Origin of the sequence: Sphingobacterium sp. HMA12, assembly GCF_002933815.1 — a bacterium.
Classification (GTDB): domain Bacteria; phylum Bacteroidota; class Bacteroidia; order Sphingobacteriales; family Sphingobacteriaceae; genus Sphingobacterium.
The window spans coordinates 2,977,405-2,995,796 of sequence record NZ_BEYR01000001.1 but is presented as its reverse complement, the minus strand read 5'-3'; the positions used below and the strand labels follow the sequence as shown (position 1 = coordinate 2,995,796).

Here is an 18,392-nt window from a genome sequence, read left to right as displayed (position 1 = left end):
CAGATTTCTATTACATCATATTCTCGTTCCAATAGTAATTATCGGGTGTATTTCGCTGTCCGAATATTGCTGTGCCTACCCGCACAATAGTTGCGCCTTCGGCAATTGCTATTTCCAGATCCCCACTCATTCCCATGGATAATTCTTGCATTGTCACGTTCGGGATGTTGAGTCTGATAATTTTTTGCTGAATCTGTTTGAGCAACTGGAAACACTTGCGCACTCGTTCAGCCTCGGCACTCAGAAGAGCGATCGTCATCAAGCCCTTTATGTGTAAGGTATGGAAAACCGAAATCTGTCTGACAAGATCAATGACCTGATCCGGAGCAACACCATATTTACTCTCCTCGTAAGATGTGTTTACTTGAATGAGTATATCTATTGTTTTATTTTCAGCTGTGAGTCGCTGGTGGAGCTTTTGAGCTAAATCGAAGCGATCTATAGAATGCACACAGGAAACATTATATTTAAGGATTTCTTTGATTTTATTGGTTTGCAAGTGTCCAATAAAATGATTGCAGTGTGGAAGCTCCTTCAAATCTTCGTATTTCTCCTTTAGTTCCTGCACCTTGTTTTCGGCAATTAAGGTCTGTCCAGCTTGTAGAGCTATTTTAATTCGCTCTGCTGTTACGGTTTTTGTTGCGAGTAATAATTTTACTTCTTGTGGATCTCTGCCGTTGTTTTGGCAAGCTTCTTTGATCCGGCGTCGTACAACATTTATATTGTCGATAATAGTTGAATTCATGTTTCTGAATTAATTGTTGGTCCAATTTTTTTTCATCATAATATCGGTTTGTTCATCATCACCCAATTTGAAAATATGTTTATCGAAGGCGACAAAACCATTTTTTTGATAAAAACTGATTGCACGAAGATTTTCCTCCCATACCCCCAGCCAGATAAACCCGACATTTTTTAACCTGGCGATATCCAATGCTTTTTCATAAAGAAGCTGCCCTACTTTTTTTCCATGAAATTCTTGTAGTACATAGATACGTTCTATTTCCAGTGCATGCTCATGTTGTAATTCAGTTTGTGCCTTTTCACTGTTTATTTTGAGATAGCCAATGACTCTATTGTCGAGTCGCGCAAAATAAAACTCCGACCCTTGATTGCTTAATTCAGCCAATAGTGTTTCCTTCGAGAATTTTTCCGCCATATATTTTGCCATATTAGCTGCTGCATTGGCTTCGGAAAATGCCTCGATGAAGGTTTGCTGACTTATATTCTGCAATAGATCAATATCAGTCATTTTCACTTTGAGAATTTTTATGTTTATTGAATTTTTGTCCATGTGGCTGTGTGTAATAAATTAAGACTGTAAGTTTCTGATAGATTTAGCGATGCTCTTTTCGACAGAATTGCCCCCTTTCTCTAAATGTGTAGCGATACGTTCCCTTTCGGCGGGTGCTTTGTTCTGACTAATCTTTTTTTGTCCTTGTAGATCCGTTACTTCCAACTCGAAGGCAACAATACCTCGCATCATGCCTTTTTTAAAACGATCTGACAGTCCTTGCCATTGGTTTAAATAAGCACTGTCGTAGGTCTTGATCATCTGTTCAAGCCCTGCTATTTTTTCGTCCTCATTGTTTATAATCCGTGCTGTTCCGTAGGCATGTACAGCGATATAGTCCCAGGTTGGGACGCTTTCCTCTTTGTCGTAATGCATCGGGGATATGTAGGCATGTGGTTCCGAAAAAATAACCAATGAAGTGTTTTCTACAATATAATTGGCTTGCTCATTTGCAACAGCAAAATGCGAGCTTAAAAAGAGCTTATCAGCATGTTCGTTAATCTGAAAAGGAAGCTGCGTCGCTATCGGAATATTGTTTTTAATGGATACAATCGTTGCAAAACTAAATTCTTTCATAAATGCGAGCTGTTCCCTGTAGTCTTCAAATTGAAAATGTTTGGGTACGTACATACAAAGGTGTTTTTGTGATCACAACAAAAATAGGGCTAAAGTGATTGGAGTAAATGGTCCAAATCCAAGAAAGTGGCTGGTCCAGTGACAATACCTATACACATTCCCGTGAGGTCGAATGGCCGGATAGTACGATAGCTGCTGAACTGATGAATGTATTGGTTTTATAATTGCCAGCTGACAAGGTCTGTTGTATTTCATTCCTTGTTATTTGGCAAATTTTTTAGCGCCACCCACACAGAGTATGACACCAATGGTAACGAATAGCATGCCGATATTCACGTCTTCATGAAGTAGGCTAGCAGCTAAGATTAGACCAAAGAAGGGTTGAAGAAGCTGTAGCTGTCCAATCGAGGCGATACCACCTTGGGCTAATCCTTTATACCAAAAGATAAAACCAATAAACATGCTAAAGAGGGAAACGTAGGCAAGACTTGTCCATGCTCCAATACCTACGTTTGCCACCGTAGTTGGAAGAAAAATATAAGTCAAGGGCAGAGCTACTGGTAATGAAAATACCAATGCCCAGGAAATTACTTGCCAGCCCCCCAATGTCTTTGAAAGCTTGCCGCCTTCGGCATACCCCAGTCCACAAAGAATAACGGAAAATAACATCAGAATATCTCCGGCGGGGGAGGAGGATATTCCTTGGCTGAGCGCATACCCAACTACCAAAAGACTGCCCAATATCGAAAAGATCCAGAACACCGGGCGAGGACGCTCGCCACCACGAATGATACCAAAAACTGCTGTTGATACAGGAAGTATACCTACAAAGACAATGGAGTGTGCGGAAGTCACATAGCGTAGGGCCAAGGCACTCAATAAGGGAAAACCAATGACTACGCCCAACGCGACAATACCAAGGGATAAAAACTGTTTTTTTTGAGGGAATTTTTCCTTGTTGATCAACAATACGATAAGCGCGAGTATACCTGCGATAGTAGCGCGGGCTACGGTCACAAAGAATGGATCCAAATCTAAGACGGCGATCCGTGTTGCCGGCAATGATCCACTAAATATAATGACGCCCAGTAAACCGTTTAGCCAGCCATTTGATGATTCCGTTACTTTTGTATTGATGCGCATTGTCAGATTATCTAAATTTTGATACAAAACTCGTGAATAGTTATGGATGAGTACAGTTACAGTTTTTGTTTAATTGATGGATACAGTTATATTTACAAAATGGGAAAAGACTTTCTGTACAGTGTTTTGGCTCAAAATATAGCAAGTAAAATAAAAAATGGTGTTCTCAGGCCCAATGAACGGCTGCCATCAGTGCGTATGTTGAGTAAAGAACATGGTATCAGTATGAATACAGCTAAGCGGGTATTCCTCGCTTTGGAAGCGCAATCACTAATTTATTCGAGACCGCAGTCAGGGTATTTTGTTAACGCATTGAATCAGCATAAATTGCAACTGCCCGAAACAGGTCAAATAAAGCTTATGGCGGATAGTGTGGAGCCCAATGAGCTGATCAGTAGCGTGTACGCGAATATGGGCCGTAAAGACCTAACCCTGTTTTCCATTGGTGTTCCCTCAGGGGATTTACTGCCTTTGGCGAAATTAAAAAAGGAAATCGTACTTGCAACCCGAGAATTAGATGCTGGTGGAGCTGAATATGAGTCTTTACAGGGAAATTTGAAATTGCATAGGATGGTGGCAGCCCGTTCCCTGGGCTGGGATGGTCGATTGACAGCGGATGATGTCATCACAACGAATGGCTGTATGCATGCTTTGTCGCTTTGTCTGATGGCATTGACCAAACCGGGAGATACCATTGCGTTGGAAAGTCCCTGCTACCCCGGTATTTTGCAGTTGGTTCTGAGTTTGGGATTAAAGGTTATTGAATTGACCTGCGATCCAATATCAGGAATTGATATCCATACGCTTGAACGTCTATTGCCCGAAATCAATGTTTGTCTGCTTGTGCCCAATTTCAATACCCCATTGGGCTATTGTATGCCCGATAAAAATAAAAAGGAAGTGGTCAGATTACTTGCTAAGTATGCTATTCCGCTGATTGAAGATGATACCTATGGCGATATCTATTTTGGGGGCGAAAGACCCAAATGTTGCAAAACATTTGACGAAGACGGTAATGTGCTATGGTGTGGCTCGGTCTCAAAAACATTGGCCCCGGGCTACCGCGTGGGCTGGGTCGCTGCGGGTAAATACAAGGACCGGATTCTCCGCCTGAAATTAATCCATGCCCTGTCGTCCACAACATTAATTCACGAGGCAGTGGGTAATTTCTTAATGACCGGAAGATATGACCATCATCTCTATAATCTTCGGAAAACATTGCTGGAAAACTATCAACGGTTTGCCAATGTGATCGCGGAATCTTTTCCGGAAGGAACGCGGATCAGTAGACCCCAGGGTGGACTAGCACTCTGGGTTGAGCTGCCAAAACGCATTGACACAACAAAGCTTTACAACTATGGATTAAAAAAGAAAATAAGTATTGCTCCAGGGAGAATGTTCACCCTGCAAAATCAATTTCAAAATTGTATGCGCCTCTGCTTAGGGCTACCCTGGACAGATGAACTACGTTTTGCGCTGGTACAGTTGGGAAATCTGGCCAAAATGATGCTACATGCCGATAAAACTGATCCAGAAATAGATCACGGATCTTAATGCTGTTTCTCCGGGTTTTTGTGCTGGTATTGTGGTACATGATCCACTTTTGCAAATAGGTGTGGGCCATTCATTTCAATGCCTGCGGCCAGAAAGTCATTTAGAATATGTTGATAAATTTCGGATTTGGCCAGCTCAATTTCCCCGGATTTGGAAATATAGATATTCAGTTCGTAGAGGACATAAAAGTCGTCTAGTTTTTTTTGTAATACAAATGGTGCCGGAAGTTGATTGACACGTGCTATACGTGGGGGAATATTTAAGAGCAATTCGTGTATACGTTGCCAAGGTTCTTCATAGCCCACTGTGAGTTCAACCTGAAAACATATTCCTTCTTCTGAAAAGGTAGAATAATTGATCGTATTACCTGATAGGATGGAGGAATTCGGAATGGTGATTTCCTCATTTTTAATTGTCCGTAGCCGCGTTACCAAGGGTGATTTTTCAATGACAACCCCTGTCTTATCCGCAATTGTGATCCGGTCACCGATACGGAAAGGGCGCATATAGGTAATGACAAGACCCGCAATAATATTTGAAATAGCTGATGATGATCCCAAAGAGAATAGTACTCCAATAAAAACAGATATCCCTTTGAAGATGTCCGAATTGGCGCCCGGAAGATAGGGGAATACAAGTACCAATGTAAAGGCCTGTAGCAGAAACCTGACAATGGTAAATGTAGGCATGGCAAACTCGCGGTGAAAGCCATTGATCTCCAATTTACCTTTATCAATCTCGTTAAAAATATATTTTACAAACCGTACCGCGTAACGCATGACAAATAGAATGACAAAAACGGTGATCAGATTTGGAATATAATCCCAAATGGCGATGACCGCTTTTTTTAGGGGTTTGGTAAAAAGTCCGATCAGATTGGAGGCCCAGCTTTGTGTAAAGGGAAAGACACTGAAAACAATGGGAAGCATGATGAAAGCGATCAACACAATCATTCCCCAACGGGCAATATTGATTGCGTTAATGAATATGCGGGTTTTCTGGACAGAGGTGACCAATACATAATTTTTTATTTTCACATCCTTGATCCGCTCTATACGTTCGGCTAGCAGGCGGTTCGTGCCATACTTTTTTAGTCTATTGATAAAAAATACCAAAATTGAAAAGATGATGAGGATAAGGAGGACAAGCCCTGTGCGGATCAGCAGTTTGGTTACGCTATTATCTGCTCTTTCCTGACTGATGGCCCTTTGGATACGCTTGAGGTATTGGTTGGCAATCTCTTCTTTGCTTTTACCCTCCAGTAGGGCGTCAAGTTCCGTAACGGACGTGATGACCAGGTCTTTGTAGACGATGTCGGCGCTGATTTCGTTGTTCTCGATTTTGAAGGAATCTACTTTTACAAAATCATCTTCATAGAGACTTTCAATTCTGTTGACCACATTATAGGCGCGATCTTTGGCCAGGGATGATCCCAATTTATTATAGATATAAAAGAGGGTATCATTAAACGGCGCGACGGCATAACGTTTGGTGTTTTTTTTGATTGAATCGACTTTGATTTTTAACTGTTGCTTGCGCAGGTTGTTTTCTTCGTCAAAGTTATTGAGCTGTTGTTTTAGATTTTCTTTCTTGGGACTATTTTGACTTTTGAGACTGGCGATTTCATTCTGTAGCTTCTGACGTTCGAGTGAATCGTTGATCTGTTGTTGTCGGATGTCATTTAACAAGGTGCTTAAACCAAGTTCTTTTTTATTGATTGAATCGGCTTCTTGTGCATAAAGCCCAACGCTTGAACAAAAAAATAGTATAATCGCAAAGAAAAAAATGTAAAATCTTCTCATATTCTCCAGGGTAAAATTGATTCCAGATCTATTAGCCTAACCAGTCTGATCCTGATCTGATAGCCAAAGATAATAATGTTTTTTGTGGAACCCCGTTATCGGATGTCTCAATCTTTTCCGATCGTCTTTTTATCGTCTAATCTATGGGGAACCGGCTGCAATTTGATATAAATTGCATATAAATTGATACGAAGAGGCTGCTGAATGTCAGTTATTCCAACGTTATTTGTTGTTAAGCATAATATTTCTTTTCATGCATTTTTAATGATTTTTTTTTATGCCTGAAAACAACTAAGTCGCTAATTTTATCAAAATATATGATTAAACCCTTTAAAAAACCTATTTTTAAGATGAACAAACTCGGAAAAGTGAGTTTTTGTTGCTTGCTGGCTTGTATATCAAGTTTTTTTGATGTGCAGGCACAACAAAGAAAAGCTCCAGCCTATCCATTGATTACCCACAATCCAAACTTTAGTATCTGGTCAATGACGGATCAGCTGAATGCATCGACGACCAAACACTGGACGGAAGCTGACCATTCACTGCTCGGACTGATCAATGTTGATGGTAATATCTATCGTTTTCTTGGTAAAGAGGAACCCAGTTATAAAACTATTCTTCCTACAGCAGAAGATCAGCCATTTACTGTACAATATACGGAGTCTAAACCTGCAGGAGACTGGCAGTCAACTTCTTATAAAGCCAGTGACTGGAAATCAGGCGCTGCTCCCATAGGAGATGACCAAAGACATGTCAAGACGCTATGGAAATCGGATGATATATGGGTGCGACGAGCCTTCAATGTGACCGACCCGCAACGCATCAACGAACTATTCTTAAAATTGAACCATGATGATAACGTGGTGGTATTTTTAAATGGAAAAAAAGTTTATGAAAAGGCAGGTTGGACAAATAGCTTTCAGTACCTGCCCATAAATAAGTCTGATCTTAAAGCCGGACAGAATCAGATCGCCATCCACCTAAGAAATACTGCTGGCGGCCGTTATCTTGATTTTGGCTTGGTAGATCGGCTTAAAGAGAGCGGGCCTAAAATACAGACTGCCGTACAGAAGGATGTGGAGGTAACAGCGACACGTACCATATACAACTTCCAGGCGGGCAACGTTGATCTGAAACTTACGTTTACATCGCCGCTATTAATGGATGATCTCAATCTATTGGCTAGACCTGTATCCTACATTACTTATCAGGTAAAGGCAAATGATGGAAAGCAACATGCTGTTAAAGTGTTTTTAAGCGCGGCATCCAATATCGCAGTGTATAAACCTTCACAGGAGGTCACTGCTGAAAAATATGAGACTGATCATTTAGCTATTTTGAAAACAGGGACAGTCGAACAGCCTATTTTGCAAAAAGGAGCTGATGATATGCGCATCGACTGGGGCTATTTCTATATTGCGTCACCAAAAAAGGACCAGGCCTGGCAGTTTTTAAGTCCAATGGCAACGGCAGTGGACGATTTTAGAAAAGGGCGTACCAAGTCAACAAGTACAAGGGGAACAGCATTATCATTGAATACAATCATTCCTTTTGGGACAGTGGGCAACAAAGAAGTCGAACGTTTTGTTGAACTTGGCTATGATGAAATTTATGCTATCCAATATTTCGAAAAAGATCTGCGGCCTTGGTGGAATAACTCCGGGAAGGAAACCATCGAAAATCAGCTCACATTAGCGGCCAATGAGTATCGCTCCGTGATGGATAGGTGTATGGCTTTCGACAAGGAAGTCTATGCAGATGCATTGAAATCAGGAGGCAAGGAATATGCCCATTTAACAACATTGGCTTATCGGCAAAGTATTGCTGCCCATACACTGGTAAAAAGTCCACAGGGTGAATTGTTGTGGTTGTCTAAGGAAAACAACAGCGGCGGTTTTATTAATACGGTCGATGTCACTTACCCATCTGCGCCCTTATACTTGATCTATAATCCGGAATTGTTGAAGGGGATGTTGACTGGTATCTTTTACTTTAGTGAAAGTGGTAAATATCCTCACCCGTGGGCAGCACATGATTTGGGGACATATCCATTGGCCAACGGGCAGACTTATGGCGAACCGATGCCTGTTGAAGAGTCTGGAAATATGATTATTTTAACGGCGGCGATTTCGAAAGTGCAGGGGGATGTGAGCTATGCAAAGAAGCACTGGAAGACGCTTACCACTTGGGTAGACTATCTTGTAAAAGATGGTTTTGACCCTAAAACGCAATTATGTACAGATGATTTTGCGGGCCATCTCGCCCGTAACGTAAACTTATCGGTAAAGGCTATTGTGGGGATTGCCTGTTATGCGCAAATGGCTGAAGCGATCGGTGAAACTGAAACGGCGAAGAAATATCGTGCCATAGCGGAGGAGATGGTGCCAAAATGGATGGAAATGTCAGATGCCGGAGACCATTACGCGCTGACATTTGACAATAAAAACACCTGGAGCCAAAAATATAATCTGATTTGGGACAAGGTGCTGGGACTAAATCTATTTCCACAGAAAGTCTACAACACGGAGATCAAGTATTACCTTACCAAACAAAGTAGATTTGGAATTCCATTGGATAGCCGAAAAGCATATACCAAAAATGACTGGATTTTGTGGACTGCAACTTTCGCGCCGACAAGAGAAGAATTCGAAGCTTTGGTGCACCCGGTTTACAATCATGCGATCCAAACAGAATCGCGTGTTCCACTAAATGATTTTTACGATGCGAATACGGGGATACGTGAGAATTTTAAGGCGCGTAGTGTTGTAGGCGGTTTTTATATGAAGATGCTATCGGATAAACTTCAGTAAAAATAGATATATGAATACCTTATAAAAAGTATTTCATTATAATATGAAAAATTAAGGGAACCAACGGGTTCCCTTTTTTGTGATAGACTATGGCTTTCTAATAAAAAAACAATTCCAGAAATTGAGGCTATCTGTTTTCAGATAATCGAGGATCAGATCAATCCGTTACCGTATACTTTGGGGCTTGTTACACAGTATAATTTTAAGTTTTTTACAATCAATTTCAATGTGATCTTTGTCTTTTATCTTATGCTTTTTCTGTAAATATTTTCGAGTTACCATGATTGCTTCTTGCGTGATTAGTTGATCGAGCTGTCTTGAGGAGAGGTTGAGACAGGTACGAATGAGGGATGATAACCTAAGTTGAAAGTCAAAGGGATAATCAACCTCAAATGTTAAGATCCTTTCATTCAAAGACAGCAATTCATCGCTTGAAATCTGATCATATTGTAAAACATAGGTTACTGTAGCTAAATCGGCTTCAACTTTATTCTTTCTTCTCATTTCTTCGGAAAATGCATATCTCCAAGCCAGTTCCGTATCGTTATTTTGAAATTTGTTGAACAATATACTGTCTATTGCAGTTGGTCGGGTACGTGAAAATATGGTTAAATTGTATGTGCTGTCACATTTAACACATCGGTAAATCAACCAGACATCGATGTTTTTTTTCTGTGCATTTATCCTGAATTTTTCACTGCAATAAAATTGTTTACTATCGCAGTGGCTACATGATTTCTTTAATAGTGGTGTATTGTTTGGACTGACAGCCCATGTATATTCCTTTTGCATTATTTATAGTCGTGCTTAATATTCTTTGTTAATTTTTTTGATATTATTCACGATGTTTCTGCTATTGCAACACGAGGGTATGGATAGCAGCTTGCGTAGCAAAAAAGAACTATTTGCTATAACAGTTGGGTGAATAATAAAATCAAATGAAAGCCTGTTTGGATAGGATTACCCAAATAAAAGAATGATTAGCCTGTGGTTTGTGAGGCTAATTAAGCAACTATAAATTTAAGAATTGTGTTCAAAACGTAATCGTTTGGTCTATAAACTAAGTTAAGTAATTTAATTGAAATTACTAAGAGAGGTTTTGTAAAAACAACATTTCACCGACAGCAATATGAAATACGCTGTGCCGGTGAAACGTATGAGTGGGATTTATTCGTCTTTTAAGCTATTGACCGGATTTATTCGTCCTATTTTTAGCGCGTGGTAAAATATGGTTCCAAATGCAATCACCATGCTGGCGGTTCCTGCGAGTATAAATATCCAAGCCTGGATACTGATTCTGTAATTGAAGTCCTGTAACCAAGTGTTCATTGCCCACCAGCCAATAGGACAGGCGATTAGAATGGCTATGAAAATAAGTTTTATAAAATCAGCGGATAACAATTTTATAATTTCTGGCAAACTAGCGCCAAGAACCTTCCGGATGCCGATCTCTTTTGTCCGTTGCTGGGTCACAAATGCGGCAAGTCCAAATAAACCCAAACAGGCAATAAATATAGCCAAACCTGCAAAGGTTGAGACAATAATCTGAGTCCGTTGTACATCTGCATATAACATGGCGAAGCCATCATCCAAGAAGGTGTATTGGATCTTTTGATTTGGAGAGAATTTGTTCCAAACGTTGGTAATTTCCTGAATGCTCTGCTCCATTTTGTCCGATTTAAGTCTGATGGATATCATATTCGGGCTACCACCAATAACCAATGCCAACGGTTTAACATCCTCATTGCGCATGTTTCCAAAGATAAAATCTTCGACCACAGCAATGATTGTATAAGTTGCATAATTTCGAATTTTTGCACCGATCGGATTTTTGATGTTCAACTCTTTTACCATCTTCTGATTGACTATTATCGCTGCGGAATCGGTTGGCATGTTCATGTTGAAATTACGGCCCTCGAGGATTTTGATCCCAAAGGTGGAGATATAATCATCATCAACAATCCAGTTTTGGCCGCCTACACCTACATCTTGATTTTGTCTACCATCGTTCCAAAATGAATTTCCGTTACGTTTTACACCGTCCATCGTAACTGGTAGGTAATCACCAATAGATACAGAAGCCACACTGGACAATTCCTTTAATTCGTTTTTTAGTAACCTTTGCTTTCCATCCAACGTGCCCGTTCCTCTTAATATGAGCACCTGTTCTTTGTTGAACCCTAGGTCTCTATTTAAAATATATTTTATCTGTTGGTTGATGACTAAGGTGCCAATGATCAGGATGATAGATGTTGCGAACTGAAAGATAACAAGTCCATTTCGAAACCAGTTGCGGCTAGATTTTAGATTTATGTTTCCTTTTAAAACAGCAATTGGTTTAAATTTAGAAAGATACATTGCAGGGTAAATTCCAGATACAATAGCTATCAATAAAGCGAAGACGACAAGGACTGGGATAAAATACCAGGTCGTCCAAGGAAAAACTAAGGATTTTCCGGCAATCTGATTGAAAAAGGGAAGTAGAAGCACAGCGAAAAATAAGGCAAATGCGATCGAGATTCCACTGTATAAAAAAGACTCCGTCATGAACTGTATAATGAGGGCCTTTCGACCGGAACCGATTGTCTTCCGAACACCAACTTCTTTTGCACGTGTAGCAGCATTGGCAGTAGACAGGTTGATAAAGTTGATCATTGCGATGATTAATATAAATGTCGCTATTCCACCAAAAATATAGACCAATCGAATATCACCACGATTTTGGCTTTCAATCTTATGAGTTTGGACATCATTGGAATATAGATGAATCTTTTCCAAGGGCTGTAAGGTCATTCTTGCAGTATTCCAAACCTCTTCATTGACCGTCATACCTGCTTTAATCACGGCGGGTTTGTAATGGTCCTGAATGTAAGATTTTGTGATTTTCTTTTCTAATTGTTGTATATCGGTACCTTCTCTGACTTTAAAATAGGTTGTATAGTTGGAGGCTAACCAATTTAATTGTTCCCCTTCATAAGGCTCATAACCCCTTAAAGTCATAAAGAAATCAAATCCATATAGATTGGAGTTTGTGGGAATATCATCGATGACTGCTGTAATGGAATATTCATTTGATTTATCATTATTTAGATAGATGCGTTTTCCGATCGGATTTCCGTTAAAGAGTTTCGCTGCTTTCCGCTTGGTGATTACAATAGTCTTTGGATTGTCGAGCGCATGGCTTAATGAACCAAAGATTGTTTTGGTTGGGAAGAAATCCATGATCGCTTGATCTGCAAAACAGAAGCCTTCTTCGGAAAATAGTTCAGCATTGCCAGTTGTGGCGACTTGATTGGTTCCAGCACCAAAAAGAGGGTTTGTTAATAATCTTCCGGAGCCAATAATTTCTGGAAATTCTTCTTTTAAAGTAGCGCCCGCTGGAGCAGGTAGCGATAACCCTTTTAGAACAGTATTGTCTTTATTGATGACGCCTACTACCCTGAAAAGTAGGTTAGCATCTTTGTAAAATTTATCATAACTCAACTCATGCTTTACATATAAAACAATAAGCATACAGATCGCTATGCTAAAGGCAAACCCGCCTATTTTTATTACCGAGAAGAAGCGTTGATTTTTTAAGCTTCTCCAAGCAGTTTTTATATAGTTTTTTAACATAACGGTATCAATTATAAATAGATGAATATTTTATGTTTAAATAGAATGGCAATTGATTTGCCATTGTTTTAATGTTTTGATTTTTAATTATTTATGTTTTGTTGTTGTATGGAGGGACTGTTCATATTCGAACATGTTTTTGTTCAGATGCGGACAATTATACGTTACAGTCAGCGCTGGCAAAATCTATAATTATTAATCACTATTGTTCGTCAATTTTGATGATATAAAAATAAAAGTGCTTGTATCTACTTGATCTACGATCGTTTGATCGTACACTGCTACCCATAGACAACGATATGATGAAACATGGATATAATTAATAGGGTCACTCGTCTCAGGATACGCATGGTAGATAATGTGATTGCATGATTCGTCAGGTTGGTTGCAGCTGGTAAAAAATAAACTTGCGGAGGAAACAGCTTTGCTGCCAAACTTATCTTGCTTCGATACTAACGGCTGTTTGGTATATTGACGCATATAGTGATCATCCTGATCCCTCTTTTTGTCATTATCCTCTTCGGACTTGCTGTATTGGAAATATTACAGTCGGTACAATGCCTCCTGCACAATTATATTCATTTTTCATTGCTAATATTTCAAACCAGCGTTTTTGCGTCGGGTCAACTTTGGATGCCACTGAGGTCACCGTACTGTCCGCAGATCGTCTTGGTTCTATCTTTGCCGGTTGGATGATAACGATTGACTTCTTGTGCCATAATATTTTTAGTTAAAAGAATAAGGATTGTGCAACTTATGATTTGTCTAATGCATGCGATATTGAAGAATGTATTTTCATGTACATACCATTGCTGATTTAGCGAAGCTACGAAAGGAATACCTGCTACAACAGTGATATTTACGAATCGTAAATAGTTTTTATGATTCGTAATATCATTCTTACAGATTAGACACGTGGTCTATATACCTATTTGTTGAGATAAACCAATTGTATCAATAAGCAAACCATTGCCTGATCACAGATAATCAAGATGTAACAGGTATTTGCAATTTGACAAGTGTCCCTCCTGCGGGATTTTTTAAGATTTTTATGCTCGCCTTTCTGCCTAGGAGTTGCATGCGTTCGTGGCTGATTGTTCCAGACAGCGAGCGATGTGGAGTTTCTTGGATATTTGGTTCAGACTTGCCACTATCAAGGATGTCCACAGCTAAAATATCTTCATCCAACTGAAAATGAATATCGATATTGCCTTGACAGGTTTCGAGGTCAATACCGTGTAGTAGGGCATTCTCAACATAAGGCTGTATCAACATTGGAGGTAACATGATGGCACTCAAATCCTGTTCGTCTGGCAGTGTAATGTGATAGGTAAAAGCATCTTCAAAACGCATTTGCTGTAAGATCAGATAGTTTTCCAGTGTTTCGATCTCTTCATGTAATGGCACTAGATTCTCTCGACTTAGCTCTAGATTGCTCCGCAACAAACGACTAAAGCGATTGAGATACTTAATGGCACTTTCTTTCTTATCTAATCGTACAAAACTTTGTACTGCTGCTAAGGTGTTGAAAATAAAATGTGGTTCCATCTGTGTGCGTAGCAATTGCTGTTGCAACAGGATTTTTTCTTTCTCCTCGCTTAGGCGTCGCTGACGGAAACTATAGTATAGAAAGAATAAAATAATAATCAATAAAATTAGACCCAAAGAGGATATGACCAGCCACAGACGATTTTGCTGTAGTTGTAATTTATTGATCTTAATGCTTTCATTCAATGTGCGAATGGACTGATCTTTGGACTGTAGTTGATACAATGCATTCATTTCGGCAATAGCCTGTGTGTTTTCCGAATGATAAACACCTTTCTGTAATTGAACAATGTTGTCTAAGACGTTAATTGCTGTTTCTTTTTTTCCCTGTAAACGATACAGTTCGGCTAGGCTTTTTTGAAAGAGTATTTCATTGTGTGGGAAGATCAATTTAGGGAATTGTGTTCTAAGCTGTTTGGCTTTTACTATATATTTCACTGCTTGTACGGGCTTTTTAAAGAGTACATAAATTGATGCGACATTACAGTAATTTACAAATAGATTATTCATCAGCACAGCGGACTCCTTAATATTGCCTAGCTGCTCATCAATTTTTATTTTCAGTAACTGATAATGTAATAGCGAATCTGGTTGTTGTTTCGTTTCAAAGTACTGTATTTTCGAATCGTATAAAAAACTGATGTTATACTTATCGGGAAATAGTCGGTGGAGTTGCTCTAGTTTGTGGAGGTATGGCGCTATTTCTTTGGCAGGCCTCTGCAACGAATTTAGTGTATAAATCATCTGCACGAATACACGTTGACGATTGATATGCTCCTTTGGAAGCGAATCTGAAAGCGCTAGAGCGGCGCGATTCATTTTTTCGGCAAGATTGTACTGAAAGGAGCTCAGATTATTTTGTGCAGCAGAGAGCAATATGGCCGACTTCGCTTCCGCAGAAAGTCCTGTGGTGCTGTCTGAGAGAACAATCGCAGCTGCTTTATTGTAGTAATAGCCTGCTTCTCGTTCCTTCGCTTCGGCACTGCGGATATTGCCAATGCCGTTATAGATAAGTGCCTTATACTTTAGATTACCAGTGGTAGGTTCGATCAATTCAAGTGCCTGCTCCACAAAAAAACCTGCGGAATCTTGCTGAAGCATGGCATATAGCCGAGCCGTATTGTATTTAACTTTTGCGAAGATTACAGTATCATTTTTTACATCAGGATTTTCGCCAAGCTGCCGCCACGCGCTTTTGAGTGAGTCACCGTTTGTGGGAGTCAACTTTTTGTCTTCGAGCTCCTTGAGCTGTGCTAAAACAGCGTCATGTTTTTGGGAAGAAAAAGTCGGTCTTTTGTCGCAAGCTACAATATGTAAAATAAGTAGCAAAAAGAAAATACTTCGTAACAGATGCCTCATTTCTCTGGGAAAAGCTGGGTTAAAATTATATTTCTCCGTCGTGATGAAATAGGTATTTCTTCTTTGTTTTTTAATACGATATACTCGGAACGGTTAACGCCAGTTATATACTTGCGATTTACCAAGTAGGACTGATGGGTACGTAGGAAATATGGAGCGGGTAATAGTTCCTCATAATATTTCAGCGGTTTGGATATAAGTTCTTTGGAACCGTCACTCAGAAAGAAAAAAGTATATGGGCCATCACCTTTACAATAGACGATGTCATGAACACCAACAATACGCACATTATGAATGGATGTCAAAGCAATACTTTCTGGTAAATCGCCATGGTGCATTGCATGCTGTGCCATATTTAACTGTTGCATCCATTGTGGATTATTATCACTACGACGGCGGTAGCGTTCTAATGCTTCTTTTAATTCAGTTTGGTCAACTGGTTTTAACAAGTAGTCCAAAGCTCCGTACTTGATCGCTTTGATGGCAAAATGATTATATGCTGTAATGAATATGACGTTCTGTGGGATAACATTGAGTTTTTTTAGAAGATCGAAAGCTGTACCATCCTTAAGCTGAATATCCATCATAATCACATCGGGCTGCTTTTCTTCAATTAGTTTTACAGCAGTTCGGACGCTGTCACTCCAACCGATTAGTTCTGTATCGGTTTCCTCTTGTATGAGGTAACTAATTTCTTTACGAACAGCGGGTTCATCTTCTATTATCGCTACTGTTATCATTTTTTTATTATTCTGTTCGGTAAAAATAATAATTGCGAGTAAAAAAATCTTATTCATTTACAATTTGTGCGATTTTTTTCAATCTGTGATACAGACCACCCAGCTTTAATATTTATTTGTTCCACGGATCATAAACGATTTTGACGGATTGTAAATACCTAACCTCGTTGGTTATCGTATTCTTTATATTTGAGTTAGGCATAAAAATAAGTAGCATGGAATTAACAATCGAGATCAATAGTGCGAAAGATTTGGATTTTCTTAAAGATCAACCCATCGATCAGATTGAGAAATTGGAACTGTTTTTTTATACGAACATTTCACTGAAATTTATTGAAAAAATTAGGAATCTGCGCTGCTTATCAATTGCGGGAAGTGTTAAGGATTTATCCCCGCTAGCCAATTGTCAATCACTTCAGCTACTGTCTATTAGTAATAGGGGAGCTGTAAATACATTGGATTTTGTACAGGGAATGGAGCTAGTGTCGTTGCGACTGGAAGGTTTTACTTCTAAAATTGATCATTTAAGCGTTCCTCATCTGCCCTCATTACGGAATCTCGAAATTTCCTCGGTATCAAAGATGGGGGATTTATCTTTCTTGCGTGATTTCTCGGGATTGGAACGCATTGCTTTGTTTGAACTCAATTCAAAAAAATTATTCGATTTTGCTAAATTGGATCAATTAAGTGAATTACGGTTAACGAATATGTTTCAGTTGAAAGATCTGGCCGAACTAAAGACAATTCCAAAACTGAAAACGCTTTATATTCATGAATTTTATATTAATAGGAAAATCAAAGTAGATAAAAAAGCCGAGTTGCTTAAAATAGTAGCTGATTTAAACCAGATTGATGAAATCGTTCTGACAATTAATGGGGAGAGCAGCAGAAAAGTTGAATTGTTGGCTGAATTAAAAAAATAGAGAAACAATTATGGGATTTTTAAACAAGCTTTTTGGAAAGGGAACTAAAACAGGTCAGAGTACCGAAGCAGAAGCTAAGGTAGAGCAAGTTATTACTGGAGCGGAACCTGCAGCTAAAGTGGAACAGGTTGCGCCTACAGAGAAGCCCGATGATAGCTTACCCTATCGTACAGAACAGGAACTGATTGAACGGTTTGGTGGAATTGCCTTTGATAAACAGTATGACTTTGCAACGGTCATCGGTCAAAATAATTGGAATATAGATATGACCAAAGAAGAGATCAGTTTTGGTCCAAACCTTGATTTTCCGATTCAGGTCTTAGGGACTTTCTCGCATTCGTCCGCAACTTGGCTTTGGGCATGGGCAAATACCAAATCTGGTCTTTCTGAACATATTATGCAACAGGCTCTTCAACTGAAAAAATATGGCGAAGATCAAGGGATTGATCTGCTCAGTAGGAGTAGCTTTGATTTTTCCAAAGACGAGTTGCACCGCATTGGTTTAATCGCTTCGGGAATGTTCGATGCAAGTGCTTATTACATTGCTGATTATGGACAGGGAGCAATGCTGGTGACGATCAAAAGCGATCTTATAGACCGTCAGCGTCAAGATGATCATCTGCGGATAATGTCTGTCTTTCCGAAGTTAATTTCCCAATTTGAAATGGATCATAAGATAGTTTTGCAGCAGTATCTAAATGAAAAAGGGTATAAAATATCGGAACAGGGATCAAGGCTTACAGCAACAAAAGGAGGGAACACGATCACCGCGGACTTTGATGAGTTATCGCGTCTTTCTAATCTCAACGGGTAGAAACTTTCTCCTGTTATCATGCTTACTTGTAACAAGAAAAGCAAAATACTTGCATGGCGGCTTTGTGATCAAAAGTTATGATGCAAAAATGTTTGATGAATAGGTGTGCATTGAAGCTTAAAAAGAGACAGTCAGTTTGCCATGGGCCTTGGGCGGGCGAATGCGAAAGCGGTTTCTGATCAAAGAAAAAAATAAGAAAACTCTTGCGCTTAAT

13 protein-coding genes are annotated in these 18,392 nt (G+C 39.5%); 4 read left to right on the top strand and 9 right to left on the bottom strand.

All coding sequences use genetic code 11. The features are described from left to right. Positions 1–10 precede the first annotated feature (10 nt). The 4 genes from HMAT_RS12880 to HMAT_RS12865 all read right to left on the bottom strand — a co-directional run bounded on the left by HMAT_RS12880 (position 11) and on the right by HMAT_RS12865 (position 3,013). The gene (locus HMAT_RS12880; protein ID WP_104383079.1) at positions 11–745 is read right to left on the bottom strand and encodes a YggS family pyridoxal phosphate-dependent enzyme; all 735 of its coding nucleotides are present in this window, start codon (positions 743–745) and stop codon (positions 11–13) included. A gap of 9 nt (positions 746–754) precedes the next feature. Then, positions 755–1,252 carry a GNAT family N-acetyltransferase gene (locus HMAT_RS12875; RefSeq protein WP_233789239.1) on the bottom strand — a complete coding sequence of 166 codons (498 nt, stop codon included), beginning with the start codon at positions 1,250–1,252 and terminating at the stop codon, positions 755–757. Positions 1,253–1,312: 60 nt separating this feature from the next. Continuing rightward, positions 1,313–1,924: an FMN-binding negative transcriptional regulator gene (locus tag HMAT_RS12870; protein ID WP_104383077.1), complete on the bottom strand. Its 612-nt coding sequence runs from the start codon at positions 1,922–1,924 to the stop codon at positions 1,313–1,315. A gap of 207 nt (positions 1,925–2,131) precedes the next feature. After that, positions 2,132–3,013: a DMT family transporter gene (locus HMAT_RS12865; RefSeq protein ID WP_104383076.1), complete on the bottom strand. Its 882-nt coding sequence runs from the start codon at positions 3,011–3,013 to the stop codon at positions 2,132–2,134. Between the two features lie 99 nt (positions 3,014–3,112). Between HMAT_RS12865 and HMAT_RS12860 the strand changes: the two genes are divergently transcribed. Then, positions 3,113–4,567: a PLP-dependent aminotransferase family protein gene (locus HMAT_RS12860; protein ID WP_104383426.1), complete on the top strand. Its 1,455-nt coding sequence runs from the start codon at positions 3,113–3,115 to the stop codon at positions 4,565–4,567. Here HMAT_RS12860 and HMAT_RS12855 read toward each other — a convergent pair. Then, a complete protein-coding gene (locus HMAT_RS12855; RefSeq protein ID WP_104383075.1) occupies positions 4,564–6,369 on the bottom strand; it encodes a mechanosensitive ion channel family protein in 1,806 nt (601 codons plus the stop codon). The two genes, HMAT_RS12860 and HMAT_RS12855, sit on opposite strands and share 4 nt — an antisense overlap. Before the next feature lie 350 nt (positions 6,370–6,719). Here HMAT_RS12855 and HMAT_RS12850 point away from each other — a divergent pair, with 350 nt between their 5' ends. Then, positions 6,720–9,179, top strand: coding sequence for a glutaminase family protein (locus tag HMAT_RS12850; protein WP_104383425.1), 2,460 nt, complete (start codon positions 6,720–6,722; stop codon positions 9,177–9,179). A 165-nt stretch (positions 9,180–9,344) separates the two neighbouring features. On the opposite strand, the gene HMAT_RS12845 is transcribed toward HMAT_RS12850, so the two are convergent. The 4 genes from HMAT_RS12845 to HMAT_RS12830 form a co-directional block, all read right to left on the bottom strand. After that, complete coding sequence (locus HMAT_RS12845) at positions 9,345–9,971, bottom strand: DUF1062 domain-containing protein (RefSeq protein ID WP_104383074.1); 627 nt, start codon at positions 9,969–9,971, stop codon at positions 9,345–9,347. Positions 9,972–10,346: 375 nt separating this feature from the next. After that, positions 10,347–12,794, bottom strand: coding sequence for an ABC transporter permease (locus HMAT_RS12840; RefSeq protein WP_104383073.1), 2,448 nt, complete (start codon positions 12,792–12,794; stop codon positions 10,347–10,349). Positions 12,795–13,781: 987 nt separating this feature from the next. Next, positions 13,782–15,671: a sensor histidine kinase gene (locus tag HMAT_RS12835; RefSeq protein ID WP_199768616.1), complete on the bottom strand. Its 1,890-nt coding sequence runs from the start codon at positions 15,669–15,671 to the stop codon at positions 13,782–13,784. 26 nt (positions 15,672–15,697) lie between these two features. Continuing rightward, positions 15,698–16,498 (bottom strand): LytTR family DNA-binding domain-containing protein, encoded by an 801-nt coding sequence (locus tag HMAT_RS12830; RefSeq protein WP_233789238.1) that lies wholly within the window; start codon positions 16,496–16,498, stop codon positions 15,698–15,700. A gap of 158 nt (positions 16,499–16,656) precedes the next feature. Here HMAT_RS12830 and HMAT_RS12825 point away from each other — a divergent pair, with 158 nt between their 5' ends. After that, complete coding sequence (locus HMAT_RS12825) at positions 16,657–17,364, top strand: hypothetical protein (protein WP_104383071.1); 708 nt, start codon at positions 16,657–16,659, stop codon at positions 17,362–17,364. A 10-nt stretch (positions 17,365–17,374) separates the two neighbouring features. Beyond that, positions 17,375–18,178, top strand: coding sequence for a DUF6882 domain-containing protein (locus tag HMAT_RS12820; protein ID WP_104383070.1), 804 nt, complete (start codon positions 17,375–17,377; stop codon positions 18,176–18,178). Positions 18,179–18,392 lie beyond the last annotated feature (214 nt).